18 protein-coding genes are annotated in these 17,051 nt (G+C 67.9%); 4 read left to right on the plus strand and 14 right to left on the minus strand.

What is annotated here, in order from left to right:
• Positions 1-109: 109 nt before the first annotated feature.
• The 4 genes from leuD to AC0IZS_RS28115 are packed head-to-tail and all read right to left on the minus strand — an operon-like array spanning position 110 to position 4,139.
• On the minus strand, positions 110-763 hold the full coding sequence (leuD, locus tag AC0IZS_RS28100) for a 3-isopropylmalate dehydratase small subunit (protein WP_471638694.1): 654 nt from the start codon (positions 761-763) through the stop codon (positions 110-112).
• Entirely contained in the window at positions 760-2,178 is a 1,419-nt protein-coding gene (leuC, locus tag AC0IZS_RS28105) for a 3-isopropylmalate dehydratase large subunit (protein WP_471638695.1), read from the minus strand. The genes leuD and leuC overlap by 4 nt, the downstream gene beginning before the upstream one ends.
• Before the next feature lie 24 nt (positions 2,179-2,202).
• On the minus strand, positions 2,203-3,108 hold the full coding sequence (locus AC0IZS_RS28110; protein WP_471638696.1) for an alpha/beta fold hydrolase: 906 nt from the start codon (positions 3,106-3,108) through the stop codon (positions 2,203-2,205).
• A gap of 26 nt (positions 3,109-3,134) precedes the next feature.
• Positions 3,135-4,139: a tripartite tricarboxylate transporter substrate binding protein gene (locus AC0IZS_RS28115; protein WP_471638697.1), complete on the minus strand. Its 1,005-nt coding sequence runs from the start codon at positions 4,137-4,139 to the stop codon at positions 3,135-3,137.
• A gap of 117 nt (positions 4,140-4,256) precedes the next feature.
• Here AC0IZS_RS28115 and AC0IZS_RS28120 point away from each other — a divergent pair, with 117 nt between their 5' ends.
• On the plus strand, positions 4,257-5,156 hold the full coding sequence (locus AC0IZS_RS28120; RefSeq protein WP_471638698.1) for a LysR family transcriptional regulator: 900 nt from the start codon (positions 4,257-4,259) through the stop codon (positions 5,154-5,156).
• Positions 5,157-5,179: 23 nt separating this feature from the next.
• The gene (locus tag AC0IZS_RS28125; RefSeq protein WP_471638699.1) at positions 5,180-5,620 is read left to right on the plus strand and encodes a GNAT family N-acetyltransferase; all 441 of its coding nucleotides are present in this window, start codon (positions 5,180-5,182) and stop codon (positions 5,618-5,620) included.
• Between the two features lie 12 nt (positions 5,621-5,632).
• Here the strand turns inward: AC0IZS_RS28125 and AC0IZS_RS28130 are convergent, their stop codons facing one another.
• Entirely contained in the window at positions 5,633-6,097 is a 465-nt protein-coding gene (locus AC0IZS_RS28130) for a VOC family protein (RefSeq protein WP_471638700.1), read from the minus strand.
• A gap of 126 nt (positions 6,098-6,223) precedes the next feature.
• On the opposite strand from AC0IZS_RS28130, the gene AC0IZS_RS28135 reads away from it, so the two are divergent.
• Entirely contained in the window at positions 6,224-7,939 is a 1,716-nt protein-coding gene (locus AC0IZS_RS28135) for a hypothetical protein (protein WP_471638701.1), read from the plus strand.
• Between the two features lie 24 nt (positions 7,940-7,963).
• Here the strand turns inward: AC0IZS_RS28135 and AC0IZS_RS28140 are convergent, their stop codons facing one another.
• The 9 genes from AC0IZS_RS28140 to AC0IZS_RS28180 all read right to left on the minus strand — a co-directional run bounded on the left by AC0IZS_RS28140 (position 7,964) and on the right by AC0IZS_RS28180 (position 15,880).
• Positions 7,964-8,470, minus strand: a complete 507-nt coding sequence (locus AC0IZS_RS28140; protein WP_471638702.1) for a GNAT family N-acetyltransferase — start codon at positions 8,468-8,470, stop codon at positions 7,964-7,966.
• A 104-nt stretch (positions 8,471-8,574) separates the two neighbouring features.
• Positions 8,575-9,690, minus strand: coding sequence for a Rieske 2Fe-2S domain-containing protein (locus AC0IZS_RS28145; protein ID WP_471638703.1), 1,116 nt, complete (start codon positions 9,688-9,690; stop codon positions 8,575-8,577).
• A gap of 39 nt (positions 9,691-9,729) precedes the next feature.
• Positions 9,730-10,689 (minus strand): PDR/VanB family oxidoreductase, encoded by a 960-nt coding sequence (locus tag AC0IZS_RS28150; protein WP_471638704.1) that lies wholly within the window; start codon positions 10,687-10,689, stop codon positions 9,730-9,732.
• A 29-nt stretch (positions 10,690-10,718) separates the two neighbouring features.
• On the minus strand, positions 10,719-11,276 hold the full coding sequence (locus tag AC0IZS_RS28155; RefSeq protein WP_057268856.1) for a MarR family winged helix-turn-helix transcriptional regulator: 558 nt from the start codon (positions 11,274-11,276) through the stop codon (positions 10,719-10,721).
• Between the two features lie 29 nt (positions 11,277-11,305).
• On the minus strand, positions 11,306-12,022 hold the full coding sequence (locus AC0IZS_RS28160) for an ABC transporter ATP-binding protein (RefSeq protein WP_471638705.1): 717 nt from the start codon (positions 12,020-12,022) through the stop codon (positions 11,306-11,308).
• A gap of 5 nt (positions 12,023-12,027) precedes the next feature.
• The gene (locus AC0IZS_RS28165) at positions 12,028-12,786 is read right to left on the minus strand and encodes an ABC transporter ATP-binding protein (RefSeq protein ID WP_471638706.1); all 759 of its coding nucleotides are present in this window, start codon (positions 12,784-12,786) and stop codon (positions 12,028-12,030) included.
• Complete coding sequence (locus AC0IZS_RS28170) at positions 12,783-13,787, minus strand: branched-chain amino acid ABC transporter permease (protein ID WP_471638707.1); 1,005 nt, start codon at positions 13,785-13,787, stop codon at positions 12,783-12,785. Before AC0IZS_RS28170 ends, AC0IZS_RS28165 begins: the two co-directional genes overlap by 4 nt.
• An 11-nt stretch (positions 13,788-13,798) precedes the next feature.
• Positions 13,799-14,656 carry a branched-chain amino acid ABC transporter permease gene (locus AC0IZS_RS28175; protein WP_428000393.1) on the minus strand — a complete coding sequence of 286 codons (858 nt, stop codon included), beginning with the start codon at positions 14,654-14,656 and terminating at the stop codon, positions 13,799-13,801.
• 39 nt (positions 14,657-14,695) lie between these two features.
• Positions 14,696-15,880: an ABC transporter substrate-binding protein gene (locus AC0IZS_RS28180; RefSeq protein ID WP_471638708.1), complete on the minus strand. Its 1,185-nt coding sequence runs from the start codon at positions 15,878-15,880 to the stop codon at positions 14,696-14,698.
• Between the two features lie 280 nt (positions 15,881-16,160).
• On the opposite strand from AC0IZS_RS28180, the gene AC0IZS_RS28185 reads away from it, so the two are divergent.
• On the plus strand, positions 16,161-17,051 hold the full coding sequence (locus AC0IZS_RS28185) for a chromate resistance protein ChrB domain-containing protein (RefSeq protein ID WP_471638709.1): 891 nt from the start codon (positions 16,161-16,163) through the stop codon (positions 17,049-17,051).

The raw sequence follows: 17,051 nt of genomic DNA on the forward strand, positions 1-17,051 counted from the left end.
CTTGGGGCAATGTGTCACCCCACTATAGAGGTCAACCCATCCCCTGCCCTGCTACGGCGGCCGCAACCGGCACAATCTCACGGTTGCCGGCAGAGTTTGCGCTGTGCGCTCACGCCCCCAGCCGATCCCGCGTCAACCGCGCCACATCCTTCACCCAGGGCTGCGCCGCCCAGTGCTGCGCGGCAAAGGCGCTGATCTGGTCCTGGTAGGTCAGCGATGCACCGATCACGTCCAGCCCGTCGAGAAACATGCGCCGGTGCCGCTCCGAGATGGTGAACGGTGCGCTGTGGCCCACCGTGCGCACCCGGCGCTGCTCCACGTCGATCTCCATGGCCAGCGGTCCTGTGGTGGTGCGGGCCTCCTGCATGAAAGCCTGGGCATCAGGCTCGCTCACCATGGCCAGCAGCAGGCGGTTGTTCATGGCGTTGGAGTAGAAGATCTCGCCAAAGCTCGATGCCACCACGGCCTTGAAGCCGTACTGCTGCATGCCCCACACGGCATGCTCGCGGCTGGAGCCGCAGCCGTAGTTGCTGCCGGCCAGCAGTACGTCGGTGCCGGCAAACGCCGGCTGGTTGAGCACGAAGTCGGGCCGCGGCTGGCCCGTGCCGTCAAAGCGCAGGTCGTAGAGCAGGCCGGGCGCCAGGCCCGCCTTGTCGATGCCGCGCAGGAACTGCTTGGGCATGATCTGGTCGGTATCGAGGTTGGCGATGTCGAGCAGGGCCGCCTGGCCGCGCACGATGGTGTTGTTGTTGTCGGCGGTCATGCAGTCACCTCCAGAGTCCTGACGTCCGTGATGCAGCCGGTGATCGCCGCGGCTGCGGCCATGGCCGGGCTCATCAGGTGGGTGATGGCGCCCCGGCCTTGCCGTCCCTCGAAATTGCGGTTGGTGGTGGAGGCGCAGCGCTGGCCGGGGGCCAGCACGTCGTCGTTCATGGCCAGGCACATCGAGCAGCCGGGCTGGCGCCATTCGAAGCCGGCGGCCACCAGGCGCGCGGCAATGCCCTCGGCCTCGGCCTGGGCCTTCACGGCACCCGAGCCGGGCACGACCATGGCGCGCACGCCGCTGGCCACCTGGCGGCTGCCGACGATGCGGTCCACCTCGCGCAGGTCTTCGATGCGCGCATTGGTACACGAGCCGATGAACACATGCTGCACCGGCACGCCCGCCAGCGGCTGCCCTGCCGCCAAGGCCGTGTAGCGCAGGGCCTGCTCGGCGCTGCTGCGCTGCACGGCGTCGGTGATGTCCTCGGGCCGGGGCACGGTGGCGTTGATGGCCATGGCCTGGTCGGGGCTGGTGCCCCAGGTGACGAAGGGGGCCACGGCGCTGGCGTCGAACACATGCTCGACGTCGAACGCGGCACCTGCATCGCTGTGCAGCGTGGCCCAGTGGGCCAGGGCCTGGGTGCCTACGTCGCCCGTGATGTCGGGGGCCTTGGCCAGCACGTAGGCGATGGCCGTGGCATCAGGGGCGATCAGCGCGCCACGCGCACCCGCCTCCACCGCCATATTGCACAGCGTGAAGCGTGCTTCCACCGACAGCGCACTGATGGCGCTGCCGCAGAACTCCACCACATAGCCGCGCGCACCCTGCGCGCCGATGCGGCTGATGACCATGAGGATCAGGTCCTTGGCGGTGGTGCCGCTGGGCAGCACGCCGTCCACGCGGATGCGCATGTCCTTGGCCAGTCGATAGACCAGGGTCTGGGTGGCCAGCACATGCTCCACCTCCGACGTGCCGATGCCGAAGCCCAATGCGCCCAGCGCGCCATAGGTGGTGGTGTGGCTGTCGCCGCAGATGATGACCATGCCCGGGCGCACCATGCCGTGCTCGGGCGCGATCACATGCTCGATACCCTGCAGCGGGTCGTTGGTGTCGAACAGCGGGATGCCGTGGCGGTCGCAGTTGGCTTTGAGGTTGCTGGCCTGCAGGGCCGAGGGCGGGTCCTGGATGGTGCGCCAGCGCACCGGGTGCGTGGGGATGATGTGGCTCACCACCGCCACGTTCTGCCCCGGCACGGGGACGCCGCGCCCGGCCTCGTGCAGGCCGGCGAAGGCCTGGGGGCTGGTGTATTCATTCATCAGGTGCAGGTCGCAGAACAGCAGCACGTTCTGTTCGTCCAGAACGGCCACGGTGTGCGATGCCACCAGCTTCTGGTAGAGCGTTGTGGGGATGGTCATGGTCATCGGGGGGAGATATCGTTTCTATTGGCCGGCCAGCAGGAAGGGCAACGCCGCGTCGAGCAGCGCATCCGGCGCTTCCTCGGCGATGTAGTGCCCGCAGGGCAGTGCATGCCCGCGCACGTCGGCCGCCACGCGCTGCCATTCGGCCAGGGGCTTGAAGCACTGGTGCACCACGCCCTGCTCGCCCCACAGGGCCAGCAGCGGCATGGCCAACTGGCGGCCCGCGTCGCGGTCGTCCCGGTCATGCACCAGGTCGATGCCGGCGGCGGCGCGGTAGTCCTCGCAGATGCCATGGGCCGTGCCGGGAAGTGCCAGGCAGCGCACGTACTCGGCCAGGGCCCGCGGGTCGAACGGGGCCAGGCCCGCGCTTCGCCGGCCCATCACGTCGCGCACGTAGGCGGCGGGGTCGGCTTCGATCAGGCGCTCGGGCAGCGGTGCAGGCTGGATCAAGAAAAACCAGTGCCAATAGGCGCGCGCAAAGGCGTCGTTGGCTTGCTCGTACATGGCCAGCGTGGGGGCAATGTCCAGCAGCACCATGCGCTGTACGGCCGCCGGGTGGTCCGCCGCAAGGCGGTGCGCCACGCGCGCGCCGCGGTCGTGGGCCAGCACGGTGAAGCGCGGGTGGCCCAGGTGCTGCATCACGGCCAGCATGTCGGCGGCCATGGTGCGCTTGCTGTAAAGGGCATGCTCCGTATCACCGGCAGGTTTCGCCGAATCGCCATAGCCCCGCAAATCCGCCAGCACCAGCGTGAAGTGCTGCGCCAGCACCGGCGCCACCTTGTGCCAGATGGCCGAGGTCTGCGGGTGCCCGTGCAGCAACAGCAGGGCCGGGCCCGTGCCGCCCACCAGCGCGTGGATGTGCTGGCCGTCGGGCGTGGGCACGCGGCAGGGGGTGAAGCCGGGGAAGAGCGGGGTCGTTGTGGTCATGGTGTCGTTGGAGTTTCGGCGCGGGTCTAGTCGGCAGTGATTCCGCGCTCCTTGATCAGTTTGGCCCACTGCGGCATCTCTTTTTCGAGCCGTGCGCGGGCCTGCTCGGGAGTCGATGGAATCGGATCGAAGCCGTCCTTGGCCATACGCTCCTTGAGCGCGGGGGTGTTGAGCGCCTGGTTCAAGGTGGCGTTGAGCTTGTCGATGACAGGCTTGGGCGTGCCGGCCGGGGCGAACACGATGAACCAGGTTTCGAAAGCGTAGCTGGGCAGCCCCGCCTCGGCAATGGTGGGCACGTCGGGCATCAGCGCCGAGCGTTTGGTACCGGTGACGCCCAGGGCCCGCAGCTTGCCCGCCTGCACATGCGGCTGCGCGGCCGACAGCACGGGAAAGCTCAGCGCCACCTGGCCCGACATGGTGTCGATCATGGCCGGGCCGCCGCCGCGGTAGGGGATGTGTACGATGGGTGTGCCCGCCACGGCCTTGAACAGCTCGGCCGACATGTGGAAGGTGCTGCCCGCGCCGGCCGAGCCGTAGGAGTATTGCCCAGGCTTGGCCTTGAGCAGCGCCACCAGTTCCTTGATGTTCTTCGCCGGCAGTGCGTTGTTGACCACCAGCACGTGCTGCGAGCTGGCGACGAGGCCGATGGGCGCCAGGTCCTTCAAAGTGTCGTACGGCATCTTCGCCGTGAGGCCGGGGTTGATGGCCAGCGACACGGTCTGCAGGCCGATGGTGTAGCCGTCCGGTGCGGCCTTGGCCACCATGTCCACGCCGATGTTGCCACCGGCACCGCCCTTGTTCTCGATGAACAGCGAGCCACCCAGGGCCTTGCCCCACTCGTCCGTGACCAGGCGGGCGGCGATGTCGGCGCTGCCGCCGGGAGCATAGGGCACCACGAGCTTGATGGCTTTGTTGGGGTAGCCGGCCGCCTGGGCCAGGGCCGCAGCGGGCGACAGCAGTGCCAGCGTGGCGGCAGCGGTTGCCGCCAAAGCCAGCCGGCGGCCTGAAAAACGGGACGGGAAATCAGTCATGGGTTTGTCTCCTGCAGGTGGTTATTTGTTGTGGTTGGATCTTATGAGTGATGTGCAAAGCCATAAATACCGTCAAAATCATTTCATTCATAAATTCAAAGCACGAATAGAGCATCCATGGACGGCTTTTCGGACCTGCGCTTCTTTGCACTGCTCATGAAGGAAGGCAGCCTGGCCGCGGCTGCGCAGCAGATGGGCATCACCCCGCCCGCGGTCAGCCGGCGCCTGGCCCAACTGGAGCACCGGCTGGGCGTGCGCCTGCTGCACCGCACCACGCGGCGCATCCACCTCACGCCCGAGGGCGAGACCTACCTGCTGGACGGCGCCCGCATCCTTTCTGACCTGGAGGCGCTGGAGCGCACGGTGGCCGGCGCACGCAACTCACCGCGCGGCCTCATCAAGCTGGCTGCCACGCTGGGCTTTGGCCGCGTACACATTGCCCCTGCCCTGTCGGCCTTTGCACGCACCTACCCCGAGGTGGAGGTGCAACTGCACCTGACCGACCGCCCCGTGAACCTGGTGGAGCAAGGCTTCGACGCCGCCGTGCGCTTTGGCGACCTGCCCGACTCGCGCCTCACGGCCCGCCGCCTCATGGCCAACCGGCGCGTGCTGTGCGCATCGCCCGCCTACCTGGTCCAGGCGGGTGAGCCCACGCAGCCAGCCGACCTGCTGGCGCACCACTGCATCGTGATCCGCGAGAGCGACGAAACCTATGGCACCTGGCACCTGCACCAGGGCGACAGGCAAGAGACTGTGAAGGTGCGCGGCATGCTCAGCACCAACGACGGCGCGGCCGCCACCACCTGGGCCCTGGACGGCCACGGCGTGCTCATGCGCTCGCACTGGGATGTGGCGCCCTACCTCGCCTCAGGCCGCCTGCGGCTGGTGCTGCCGGGCTGGGCACTGCCCGCAGCGGACGTGACACTGGTGTACCCGACCAAGAGCGACCTGTCGGCCAAGACGCGGGCACTGGCGGATTTTCTGGGGGAGTGGTTTGCGGTACGGCGGGTGGGATGAGCCGTCGGTGCAAGAATGCAGGCATGGAGATCCGCCCCATCGCACGATCCGAACTCCCGCAGTTGCTGGCTCTCTATGCCCACCTGCATGCCGGCGATGAACCGCCGCCCGATGGCGAGGCACTGGAGCAGATCTGGAACGAGTTGCTGGGTAGCAAGCGCTACCGGTACCTGGGTGCCTATGTGGACGGCCAACTGGTCTCCAGTTGCACCATCACCACCGTGCCCAACCTCACGCGCGGTGGCCGCCCCTATGGGCTGATCGAGAACGTGGTGACCCATGCCGATCACCGCGGCCGAGGCCATGCCAAGGCAGTGCTGCACGATGCCCTGTCGTTCGCCTGGGCCCAGGGCTGTTACAAGGTGATGCTGATGACCGGGCGCCAGGACGAGGCCACGCTGCGGTTCTATGAATCTGCGGGCTTTGACCGGCAGGGAAAGCAGGCATTCATTGCCAGGCCTTGAGCCGCCGCGAGCTCATTCAGTGCCCGCAAACGCATCGTCGATGAAACGCTGCAGCGCCTTCTCTTCCAACAGCTCGATCGAGAAATTGCCGAAGCGCCTGGGCAACCACAGGATCCTGGTACCGCTGGGGGTCTGCAGCCCATCGCGGCGCAAGGGATTGCCGTTCTCATCCTCCGGCTGCACGCCTGCGGCCACCAGTTCGTCGTAGGCGGCTTCGATGTCGGGCGTGGAGTAGCAGTGGCGGTAGATCGTGCCCTCGCCCTGGGTATCCATCAGCTCCTTGAGATTGCCAGCGATGGGCTGCACGAGCATGAAGCGCTCGGCGCCAAACATCACCACGGCGTAGCGCACGTGCAGTCCGCCGCGCTCCCACACTTGGGTCCTGGACACGCGCGCACTGAAGACCCTTGCGTAGTAGGAGCAGGCCTCTTCCAGGTTGCCCACCAGAACATCGACGTGGCTGAGTTTCAGATCCATGGCTGGCCATCACTCCTCATTGTTGATCGAGGGTACAGAGCTTCGCACAGGCCGGCACGCGCCTTCAGTTTTCTCAAGCCCTGCCGATAACAACCGGAACCGCATCAACAAACCAAGAACCAGAAAATGAGTGCTGTCAGTCTTTCTTCTCCGGCAGCCCTGGGCACACAGAGCGCCATCATCAAGGCCTCCACCACACCGAGCACAGCGCTTGCCATCCCCTCCACCAGGGCGGACACGGCGGCCATCTCAGAGACGGGCTTCACCGCCTCCGCACCCCTGGCCCCGGCGGCTGCGGCCACCGGCGACACCCGATTTCTCCACGTCACCCAGTACCCATCGTCTCTCCAGACCGTGGACGTGACCTACGAGGCATTGGCGAACCTGCAGACCCGCAACGGAAAGATGCAGGTCTGGGAGCAGGCCCCCACCACGGCCGTGGACCAGATCATCGGCCGCAACGCCAGTGCCACCAGCCAGAGCGCCCGCTTTGCCGGCCTGGGCTCGGCCCTGCTGGAACAGGTGGCCAGCACGGGCGCCAGCTACCGGCAAACCATCGTGAACGTGGCGGCAGCCTATTCGCCCGACAAGATCCAGGGCAAGGCCGCCGATGCGCAGTGGGCCATCCGCTCCAGTCCCAGCGCCAGCGCCGCGCTGACGATCAAGACCCAGTCGGGCGCCTCGGTGCGCATTTCCATTGCCGACCAGCGCCTGCCGGTCAGCACGGGCGCGGGCATGACGGTGCAGATCGACGTCGAGGGCGACCTCACGCCCCAGGAGCAGCAGGCACTGCAGTCCCTGGCCAAGGGTTTCGATGAAGCCATGGAGGGCCTGACGCGGGAGCCGCCGCTGGTGAACCTCGACGGCCTGATGAAGTTCGACAGCAAGCTGCTGACCCGGGTGGAGCTCAAGAGCGAGGTCTATGGCCTGAACGACAAGGGCGAGCGTGCCATGGTGCTGGGCACGCGCTTCACGGCCAGCGCCGGCAGCCGCGAGATCGAGCTCAAGACCCTGAAGGGCACGGCCACCGTGAAGACCGACCTGCGCCAGAGTGCCATCTGGGGCAGCGCCGAGCAAAAGGCCCGTGCCGTGCAGCAGTACCTCAGCCGTGTGGACAAGGCGGCCGAGCGCGGCAACGGCAACCAGGAGCTGGTGGACCTGTTCAAGTCCTCCTTCGCGGCCCTGCACGGCGGCTACGGGGACAGCGACAAGGCCAGCGGCCTCACCAGAGTGCGGCCAGCGGACATCACCAGCGATGCCGATGCCTTCAGCGAGGAGGACCACAGCCTGCTCACGGGCATGGCAGACTTCAAGGCCAGCATCCTGACCAACCGCCGCGCCATCAACCCGCGCCACACCAACGAAATCGACATCTTCGACTACAAGCTCGAACAGTCGACCCAGATCTCGGGCGGCTCTGCCGCCAACCGCGCCATCACGCAGATGCAAACCTCCGACCTGAGCGCCGGCTTCCACCGCTCGCTGCGCTCCCGGCGCGAGCCCGAACTCAGCTCGGACTCGGCCACCCAGAACTACTACTACACCCAGGTCGAGGACCACAGCAGCACCCGCATGGAGCTGGCCTACGAGAAGGACAAGCCCGTGCGCGCCCTGCTCACACAGGCTGCTTCGCAATTCCTGCGCACGACCAAGGTGGAGTTCAACAAGGTGGTGGAAACCATGGAGGAACCTCTGCAGCAGCAATCGCAGCACAAGGACCTGCTGCCCCTGCTGGAGCAATTGCTGCGCCGCGAAGAGGCCGACGACCTGTCGGCCGAGGAGAAGCAAAGGACGCTGCGGGAGTGGAATGCGATGGTGCTGGGGGGACCGGGCGGGGCATGAGCGCCCGGGGCCTCTGAAAACCTCCTACCCCGCAACCGCCATTTCATACCGCGCCAGCGCCCAATTCCCTTTGGAGACCTCGCTGTGCAACACGAAGCCGAAACCCTCGTAAAGCGAGCGCAGCCCCTGCCGATCCGCAACGCAATCCAGGCGCAGCCAGGGCCGCTGCAGGGCTTGGGTGCGCTCGCGCGCACAACGCAGCAAGGCCGTTGAAACGCCCTGCCCCGCCCAGGCGCGGCGGACCGCCAGCTTGTGCAGGTAGACCGAGCTGCCGGGCGCTATCTCGGGCCAGCAGTGCGGGTCTTCCAGGTCCAGGCGCATGACGCCTGCCACCGCACCGCCCTGCCCTGGCACAGGCCCACTCCGGGCGACCCAGTAGGCGCCGGCAGCGGTATCACGGTGGATGCGCTCCTGGCCATAGTCTGCAGGCGACCACAAGGGCCGGCCATCCCCTTGCAGCCATTGCGCGGCCTCTTGCAGGGTGGAGACCACCTCGTCCAGATCTTCGGCAGTGGCTTGTTCGATGTGCATGGGGACAGAAGCGGGAAGGCAAAAAGGACGTCCATGTTAGCCACAGTGGATTCCCCCGCCAGGCCTGCACCGCACCACCCCACCGGCGCCAGGTGTGTGACCCGCTATGCAGCGGGGGCCTGCTGCTGCTCCAGCAGCCTGGCCACGATCCGCCGCGCGCGGTTGCCGCCAACGTCCACGTGGATGTCGGTCCAGGTGGCACGCTCGCCGAACTGCAGCATGTTGCGGTACTGGGCCTCGATGATCGCGCGGTCTTCGTCGAAGGTGAAGGCGGTCTGCTCGATCACGGCCTCGATGTTGTCGGGCATGTCGGGGTGCTTGGTGCTCGACATGCTCCAGAAGTAGTGGCAGGTGTCGTCGGTCTCGGGCGTGATGCCGTGAAAGCCGCGCATGTGAAAGCCGCCGCGCCCGGGATCTTCGATGGAATCGGTGCCGGGCTCCACGGCGCCGGTCCAGATGCGCAGGTGGCTCACGTCGAACTCGATCTCCTGCCAGCGGTCGCACTGCTCGCCAAAAGGCCACGCGGCCTTGTAGGTGGGCGGCGGCGTGGAGCCGGGCATGAGGCGCACGACCTTGACGCCGTCGCCTTCGGAAGTGACCTTCATCTCGGCGTTCATGTGCAGGCGTGCGTTGCCGCCAATGGTCTTGAGGTGCACATAGCCCAGGTGGCTCAGGTCCAGCAGGTTGTCGTGGATGAGCTGCCAGGGCGCCTGGTAGTGGTAGTTGCCACTGCCGAATTTATAGCGAGGGTCGTCGTGGTAGGGATAGTCGGGCGGGGTTCTGGTCGGCTCGGCGCCCTCGGTCTTGGGCATCCAGATCCAGACGATCTGGTTCTTCTCGACCACATGGTAGGCCCGGACCTTGGCTTTGGAGGGAATGCGCTCCTGGCCGGGGATCTCGATGCACTGGCCACTGGGCGCATACAGCATGCCGTGGTAGCCGCAGCGCACGCCCGCGCCCTCCACGGTGCCGCACGACAGTGGCAGAGAGCGGTGGCAGCAGCGGTCCTCCAGCGCAGCCACCTGCCCGGCCCCGGTGCGGAACAGCACCACCTTCTGGCCCAGGAAGGTGCGCGCAAGGGGCTGGTCCGCGAGCTCGGACGAGAAGCCGGCCACATACCACTGATCGAGCGGGAAGCGGCCGGGGTCCGGGGCTGCGGCGCTGGTGGAGGGCTTGGTCTTGATCTCGCTCAAGGGGATGCAGGCGGTGGCGGTGTTCATGGGATGTCTCCTCTTGTCGTCAGGGATGGTGGGTGGCGCTCAGAGATCGAGCACCAGCAGCGGTGTGCACGCCCTGGAGCAGCACGGGGTGAACTGGTCATTGGCCGCACGCTCGGCCTCGGTCAGAAAGGTGTCGCGGTGCTCGGGCACGCCTTCGAGCACCCGGGTCAGGCAGGTGCCACACACGCCGGATTCGCAGGAGTACGGCACATCGATGCCTTCGGCCACGAGCACCTCGATCACGCTCTTGCCTGCGGGGATCTGGAATGTCTGGCCGGAGTTGGCCAGGCGCACGCCGAAGCTGCCGTCCGATGCGAGCGCGGTGGCGGTGCCGGCAAAGAACTCGCGGTGCAGCTGCGCCTCGGGCCAGCCATGGCGGCGGGCGGTATCGAGCACATGGTTCATGAAGCCGGCGGGGCCACACACGTAGAGATGGGTGCCGGCCTCGGGGTGGGCCAGCACTGCATCCGCATCAAAGCGCTGGGCCTCGGGACCATCGTCGGCATGCACCTGCACCTGGGCGGCGAACGGGGTCTGCGCCATGTCATGCACAAAGGCCATGCGGGCAGCGGCCCGGCCGCAATAATGCAAATCGAAGCTCTCGCCCGCGCTGTGCAGCGCCTGCGCCATGGCCCAGAGGGGGGTGATGCCGATGCCGCCGGCCAGCAGCAGGCTGCGGCGCGCGCCAGGCGCCAGCCCGAAATGGTTGCGCGGTGCGCTGATGGTGAGCGCCTGGCCCACCTGCACCTGCTCGTGCATGCCCGCCGACCCGCCGCGCGAAGCCGCTTCGCGCAGCACGGCAATGCGGTAGTGGTCAACGGTGGCCGGGTGGTTGCACAGCGAATACTGGCGCACCAGGCCAGGAGCCACATGCACGTCGATATGGGCGCCGGCCGTGAAGGCCGGCAGGGCCTGCCCCTCGGGGTGCGCCAGCTCGAAGCTGCAGATGCCTTCGGCTTCTGCGCGCCGGCTGCGGACGATGACTTGCATTGCGTTCATGGTGGGTGTGGCGTGGTCGCCGGGTTGTCTCAGTCGCCGGCCTTGCGCTGGCCGGCGGGCTTGGGAAAGTGTTTCTTCGCATAGTCCTGCGTGGCGGCATCCACCGCGGGCAGGTTCTCGTGCAGACGGCGCAGCATGCTCAGCAGCAGGTCCACTTCACCCTGGTCCAGCACGGACAGGAAGGCGCGCTCGCGCTCCAGCGCCATGCCCATGATCTGGCCGTGCAGCGCACGGCCCTCGGGCGTGAGCACGGCGATGCGCAGGCGGCCATCGGTCTTGTCCAGCTCGGTGGTGATCAGCCCGCGCTCCTGCATGCCTTTGAAGCAGCGGCTCACCGAGCCCTTGTCCATACCGATCACCTTGGACACCTGCTGGGCCGAGATGGAACCCTCGATGGCCAGCAGCACCAGGCAGCGCCAGGTCTCGATGCCCACGTCGAAAATTTCCAGGTAGTGCTGCGAGGCCCCGCGCGAGAGTTTGTTGGCGATCCAGGTCAGGTAGGCCGGTACGTAGCGCTCCAGGTCCACCACGCTCTGCGCGTCGGGGAGCTGCACGTCGGAAGGCTTGCTGGCTTTCTTTTTGGTCATAGTCGATTCAATACGGAGTAAGAGGGTTGTCAGTGGACGGCCATGCCCACCCAACGCTCTAGCGTAGCTTCGTCTTGCAGCAGTTCGGCGGCGCCGGCTTCATGCACCACCGTGCCATGGTCCAGCACCACGGCGCGCTGGGCGTAGCGCAGGGCTTCGTCCACCTGCTGCTCCACGATGATGGTGGCCATGCCGGTCTGCTGCGCCATGTGGGCAAAGGCGCGCAGCAGTTCCTGGCGGATCAGCGGGGCCAGGCCCTCCAGTGGCTCGTCGAGCAGCAGCAGCGTGGGCCGGCCCAGCAGCGCGCGCGCCACCGACAGCATCTGCTGCTCGCCGCCCGACAGCTGGGTGCCGCCGTTGCGCCGGCGTTCGGCCAGGCGCGGGAACAGGGCGTAGGCCTCGTCGAGCGCGCTGCGCGGGCGGCGCTTGAGGCCGGCCAGCAGGTTCTCTTCCACCGTCAGCGAGGGGAAGATGTCGCGCGTCTGCGGCACATAGCCCAGGCCCCGCTCGGCACGCTGGTGCGGCAGCAGCGCGGCAATGTCCTGCCCCATGAAAGTGAGGCTGCCGCTGCGCAGGGGCACCAGGCCCATCACGGCGCGCAGCGCGGTGGTCTTGCCCACGCCGTTGCGGCCGATCATGGCCAGGCGCTCGCCGGCATGGACGTCGAAGGACAGGCCGTCCAGCACGGTGGTGGGGCCGTAGCCGGCCACCACGTTCTGCAGGCTCAGAACAGGAGATGCGTTCATGGTGCTCAGACTCCTAAATAGGCGGCGCGCACGCGCGGGTCGCGGCGGATTTCGTCGGGCGAGCCATCGGCCAGCACGGCGCCTTCGGCCAGCACCACGATGCGGTTGGCAAAGCGGAACACCAGGTCCATGTCGTGCTCGATAATGAGCACGGCCAGGTCGCCGGGCAGCGCGTCCAATGCGGCCAGCAGCCGGGCGCCATCCCCCTTGGGCACGCCGGCCATGGGCTCGTCGAGCAGCAGCACCTTGGGGCGCAGGGCCAGCGCCAGCGCCATCTCGATCAGGCGCTGCTCGCCATAGGCCAGGTCCTGTGTGGCCGTGGCGGCATGGGCCTGCAGCCCGAAGCGGGCCAGGATGTCCTGGGCCTCGGCCTGCAGCGCGGGGTAGCCGTCGATGCTGCGCCACAGGCGGCCCGTGAGTCCTTCGCGCTCGAACAGGGCCAGCTCGATCTGCCGCTGCACCGCAAAGTGCGGCGCCAGCGTGGTGATCTGGAAGGTGCGGGCCAGCCCGGCGCGCACGCGCTGGGCCTGGCTGGTGCGGGTGACGTCGGCACCGCGCAGCCAGATCTGGCCAGCACTGGGTTCCAGCACGCCGCTGATCTGGTTGACCAGCGTGGTCTTGCCCGCGCCGTTGGGGCCGATCAGCGCCAGCCGGTCGCCCGCGCGCAGCTGAAAGGAGACATTGCGCGTGACGTGCAGCCCGCCGAAGCGCTTGTCCAGCGCCTGCACATCAAGCAGGGTATCGGAGATGGCATGGCCGCTCATCGCACACCTCCCGCGCGCTGGCGCAGCCAGGCCCAGGCCTTCGCGGGCGGCACCAGCACCACCAGCATCAGCAGGCCGCCGACCACGAAGAGCCAGTGGTAGGGGTTGATGGACGCGGCCGTGTGGTGCAGCAGCGTGAACACCGTGGCCCCCACCAGCGCACCGGTGAGCTGCCCTGCCCCGCCCAGGATGAGCATGACCAGCGCCTCGGCCGAGAGCGCGAACGAGAGGCTGTCCGTGCCCACCACCGCATTGGTCTGTGCCGACAGGGCGCCAGCGGCACCGGCCAGCGCACCCGCCACCGTGTACAGCAGCCACAGGCGGCGGAACACGGGCGTGCCCAGCGCGGCCATGCGGGCGCGGTTTTCGTGGATGCCGCGCACGGCCAGGCCAAACGGCGACTGCACGATGCGCTGCGCGACATAGAACAGCAGCACCAGCACCACGAGTGAGTACACGGCAGCCACCTTGCCCTCCAGGTCGAAGGCGAAGCGGCCCAGCAGCTGCGCCATGGCAAAGCCCGAGAGGCCGTCGTCGCCGCCCGTCCAGTTGCGCGCCTTCTGCACCAGGCTCAGCACGATCTGCGAGACCGCCACCGTCAGCATGAGGAAGGTGAAGCCCTGGTAGCGCAGCAGAAAGGCGCCCGAGACCAGCGCCGTGAGGGCGCCTGCCGCCATGCCCACGCCCAGGCCCAGCAACGGGTCGGCATGCGCATGCAGCGCAAAGATGCCGGCCGCGTACGCCCCCAGGCCAAACAGCGCTGCATGCCCCAGCGTGGCCAGGCCCGCCACACCCACCACCAGGTCGAGCGACAGCACGAACAGGCCGGTGATGAAGATGCGCGTGATGAGCCCCAATTGGTCGGGGAACACGGCGCAGGCCGCCAGGCCCGCGACCAGCAGCAGCAGGGGTGCGCGCCAGGCAGGCGCACAGCGCGGTGCCGCCTGGGCAGGCTGCGCGGGCGTGGCCACGGCAGCGGCGGCTTGCACAGGGTGGGTCATGGTGGGATTGCTCATCGCTTCAGGAGACCATGGGGGCGCCAGGCCAGCAGCACGGCCATGGCGACAAAGAAGAACAGGCTGCCCCATTCGGACGCCAGGTAGCGGCTGGCCGTCTCGATGGTGCCCAGCAGCACGGCAGCAGCCAGCGAGCCGGCAATGCTGCCCATGCCGCCCACGGCCACCACCACGAGCACCAGCACCAGGTACTTGAGGGCGTAGTACGGCTCCAGCGGCATGAGCTCGGCACCCAGGATGCCGCCGAACCCGGCCAGCGCGGCACCGGCCGCAAAGCTGGCGCACTGCACGGTGCGGATCGGTATGCCCAGGGTGGATGCGGTGCCGCTGTGGTCCACCGCAGCGCGCAGCCACACGCCGAAGCGGGTGCGGGTCACCGTCCACGCGGCAGCGGCCGCCACGGCCAGCCCGGCACCGATCACCAGCAGGCGCTGCGCCGGCAGCGTGCGAAAGCCCAGGTCCACCGAGCCGGCCAGCAGCGGGGGCAACACGATGAGCTGCACCTGTGGGCCGGCAATGGCGTTGGTGGCTGCGATCAGCACAAAGCTCAGGCCGATGGTGAAGAGCACCTGGTCCAGCTCCTTGCGGCGGTACAGGTGGCGCAGCACCAGCGCTTCGAGCACGGCGCCCAGCAGCGCGGTGGCGGCAATCGCCAGGGGCACGGCCAGCCAGAAGCTCCACTGCGCCTCGCGGGTGAGCCAGGCGGCGCAGTAGCCGCCCACCATGGCAAAGGCGCCATGGCTGAGGTTGACGAAGCGCATCAGCCCGAGCGTGACCGACAGGCCGACGGCTATGACGAACAGCACCATGCCGTAGGCCAGCCCGTCGATCAGGATGTTGAAAAAGGTGTTCACGGTGGCAGCGACTTCAGTGCAGACCTGGGGGTGCGTGGCTTACTTGTCGAGCCCGTAGTCGCCGTGCGGGCCGAAGCTCTGCACCTCTTTGTTGACCAGCAGGCCACCCACGCGCTCCACCTTGCGCAGGTACACGTTCTGCGTGATGTGCCGGGTCTTGGCATCGATGCGCACCGGGCCGCGCGGGCTCTCCCACTGCAGGGTTCGGGCAGCGGCCAGGGCCTTGGCGCCGTCCTTCTTGCCGCCGGTGGCCTCGATCATCTTGTGGATCACGTGCATGCCGTCCCACGCGCCCACCGAGGCATAGTTGGCGACCGCAGCAGGGTCGCGCTTCTTGAGGGCATCGACAAACTTCTTGTTTTCGGGCGAATCATGGGCACCGGAGTAGTGGAACGCCGTGGTCAGGCCCAGGGCCGAATCGCCGAACTTCTGCAGGTCGAACTCATCGGTCTCGGCCGTGCCCAGGAACTGCACGCCGGCCTTGGCCAGGCCGTTCTCGTTGTAGGCCTTGACGAAGCCCAGGTTGGGCGGGCCGCCGGGCAGGAAGGTGTACACCGCCTGCGCGCCACTGGCCTTGATGCGCTGCACGAAGGGGCCGAAGTCGGTGGTGGCGATGGGCATGCGGATGCTCTCGACCACCGTGCCGCCCTGCTTGGCGAACTCGGCCTTGAACGCGGTTTCGGCGTCGATGCCGGGGCCGTAGTCGGTCACGGCCGTCACCACCTTCTTCATGTCCTGTTTGGCGGCCCACTGGGCGATGGGCACCGTGACCTGCCACAGCGTGTAGCTGGTGCGGATGAAGTACTCGGACTTCTCGGTGATGGCCGAGGTGGCGGCGTTGAAGATGACGGTGGGCGTCTGCGACTGCTGGATCAGCGGCGCCACGGCCAGCGCGTTGGGCGTGAAGACGAAGCCGCCCAGGTAGTCCACCTTGTCCTTGACGATGAGCTCCTGCACCAGGGTCTTGGTCTGGCCGGGGTTGGGGCCGCCGGTGTCGCGGTAGATGAACTCGATCTCCTTGCCCGCGAGCTTGCCGCCCTGGGTGGCCACATAGGCCTCGACCGCCGCCTTGAACAGCGCGCCGTAGTGTGCGAACGGCCCCGAGAACGGCCCCACCACACCCACCTTGACGGCAGTGCTTTGCGCCTGGGCCGGCACGGGGGCAAGGGCCAGGCCGGATGCGGCAAGCAGCGCGCAGGCAAGGGTGCGACGGGTCGGGTTCATGGGGAGTCTCCTGGGTTGGACGCCTGCGTGGCAATGCGCTCGCAAGTCGTGTTGATATGCGTCAAATTATGGTTGGCTTACCAACCAGTTGCAATACCAACTTGTTAGGGGTTTTCCCGGAACGGACGTGCATTGGCAGGGCCAGGGGTGCCAGCGCTTGCGACGGAGAGTGCGTCAAAGACTCCTGTTAAGATTTGCGCATCGGGAACCCAGCCTCCCGAATCCTCACGGATAGATGGTGTCCCATCCAAGCGCTGATCACTCTTTGCGGGAGTCATCCGTGGACACCTCTATGGGCAACGCCCTTCCCCTTTCCGTTCTTCCCCAAGACCTCGCCGCCCGCATCGGCACTCCCGGCGCCCCGCTCGTCCTGGATGTGCGCCGGCGGCCCCGCTTTGCCGAGAGCACGCACCTGCTGGCCAGCGCGCGGCACTGCACACCCGAAGACATTGCCGCCCTGGCCGCCAACGCCCCGCCCTGTGAGGCCGTCGTGTACTGCGTGTACGGCCATGCCGTGAGCCAGGAGGCTGCGGCCGTGCTGCGGCAGGCGGGCTGGAATGCCCGCTTCCTGGCGGGAGGGTTCGAGGGGGGCGAGCCCGGCGTCGACACGTCCGAGGACCTGGCCCGCTGGCGCGCCATGCGGCCCCTGGGGCTGCGCAAGCGGCCCGACCTGGGCGTGGATGGCACGGCTGCGTCGCGCTGGATCACCCGCACGCGGCCCCAAATCGACCGCATTGCCTGCCCCTGGCTGGTGCGCCGCTTCATCGACCCGCGCGCGGAGTTCCTCTACGTGGAAGCGGCCCAGGTGCTGCCCGAGGCGCAGCGGCTGCATGCCGTGGCCTACGACATTCCCGGTGCGCCCATCACGCACGAGGGCGCGCTGTGCAGCTTCGATGCGCTGCTGGCCGCGTTTGGCCTGCAGGCCGACCCGGCCCTGGCTGCGCTGGCCCGCATCGTGCGCGGTGCCGATACCGACCAGCTGCAGCTGGCGCCGCAGGCCGCAGGGCTGCTGGCGGTGTCCCTCGGCCTCTCGCAGCTGCACGCCAGCGACGACCTGGGCATGCTCGAGGCGGCCATGCCCCTGTACGACGCGCTCTACGCCTGGTGCCACAACGGTGTGGCAGGGCCGCAGGAAAGCCACCGCTGGGCGCCCGAAGGCGTGCCAGCATGA

The organism is Acidovorax sp. AC410, assembly GCF_979253235.1.

Excerpts from the sequence above, each read along its gene's own strand:
- leuD (WP_471638694.1), bottom strand. The coding sequence starts at position 763 with ATGACCGCCGACAACAACAACACCATCGTGCGCGGCCAGGCGGCCCTG.
- leuC (WP_471638695.1), bottom strand. The coding sequence starts at position 2,178 with ATGACCATCCCCACAACGCTCTACCAGAAGCTGGTGGCATCGCACACC.
- AC0IZS_RS28110 (WP_471638696.1), bottom strand. The coding sequence starts at position 3,108 with ATGACCACAACGACCCCGCTCTTCCCCGGCTTCACCCCCTGCCGCGTG.
- AC0IZS_RS28115 (WP_471638697.1), bottom strand. The coding sequence starts at position 4,139 with ATGACTGATTTCCCGTCCCGTTTTTCAGGCCGCCGGCTGGCTTTGGCG.
- AC0IZS_RS28120 (WP_471638698.1), top strand. The coding sequence starts at position 4,257 with ATGGACGGCTTTTCGGACCTGCGCTTCTTTGCACTGCTCATGAAGGAA.
- AC0IZS_RS28125 (WP_471638699.1), top strand. The coding sequence starts at position 5,180 with ATGGAGATCCGCCCCATCGCACGATCCGAACTCCCGCAGTTGCTGGCT.
- AC0IZS_RS28130 (WP_471638700.1), bottom strand. The coding sequence starts at position 6,097 with ATGGATCTGAAACTCAGCCACGTCGATGTTCTGGTGGGCAACCTGGAA.
- AC0IZS_RS28135 (WP_471638701.1), top strand. The coding sequence starts at position 6,224 with ATGAGTGCTGTCAGTCTTTCTTCTCCGGCAGCCCTGGGCACACAGAGC.
- AC0IZS_RS28140 (WP_471638702.1), bottom strand. The coding sequence starts at position 8,470 with ATGCACATCGAACAAGCCACTGCCGAAGATCTGGACGAGGTGGTCTCC.
- AC0IZS_RS28145 (WP_471638703.1), bottom strand. The coding sequence starts at position 9,690 with ATGAACACCGCCACCGCCTGCATCCCCTTGAGCGAGATCAAGACCAAG.
- AC0IZS_RS28150 (WP_471638704.1), bottom strand. The coding sequence starts at position 10,689 with ATGAACGCAATGCAAGTCATCGTCCGCAGCCGGCGCGCAGAAGCCGAA.
- AC0IZS_RS28155 (WP_057268856.1), bottom strand. The coding sequence starts at position 11,276 with ATGACCAAAAAGAAAGCCAGCAAGCCTTCCGACGTGCAGCTCCCCGAC.
- AC0IZS_RS28160 (WP_471638705.1), bottom strand. The coding sequence starts at position 12,022 with ATGAACGCATCTCCTGTTCTGAGCCTGCAGAACGTGGTGGCCGGCTAC.
- AC0IZS_RS28165 (WP_471638706.1), bottom strand. The coding sequence starts at position 12,786 with ATGAGCGGCCATGCCATCTCCGATACCCTGCTTGATGTGCAGGCGCTG.
- AC0IZS_RS28170 (WP_471638707.1), bottom strand. The coding sequence starts at position 13,787 with ATGACCCACCCTGTGCAAGCCGCCGCTGCCGTGGCCACGCCCGCGCAG.
- AC0IZS_RS28180 (WP_471638708.1), bottom strand. The coding sequence starts at position 15,880 with ATGAACCCGACCCGTCGCACCCTTGCCTGCGCGCTGCTTGCCGCATCC.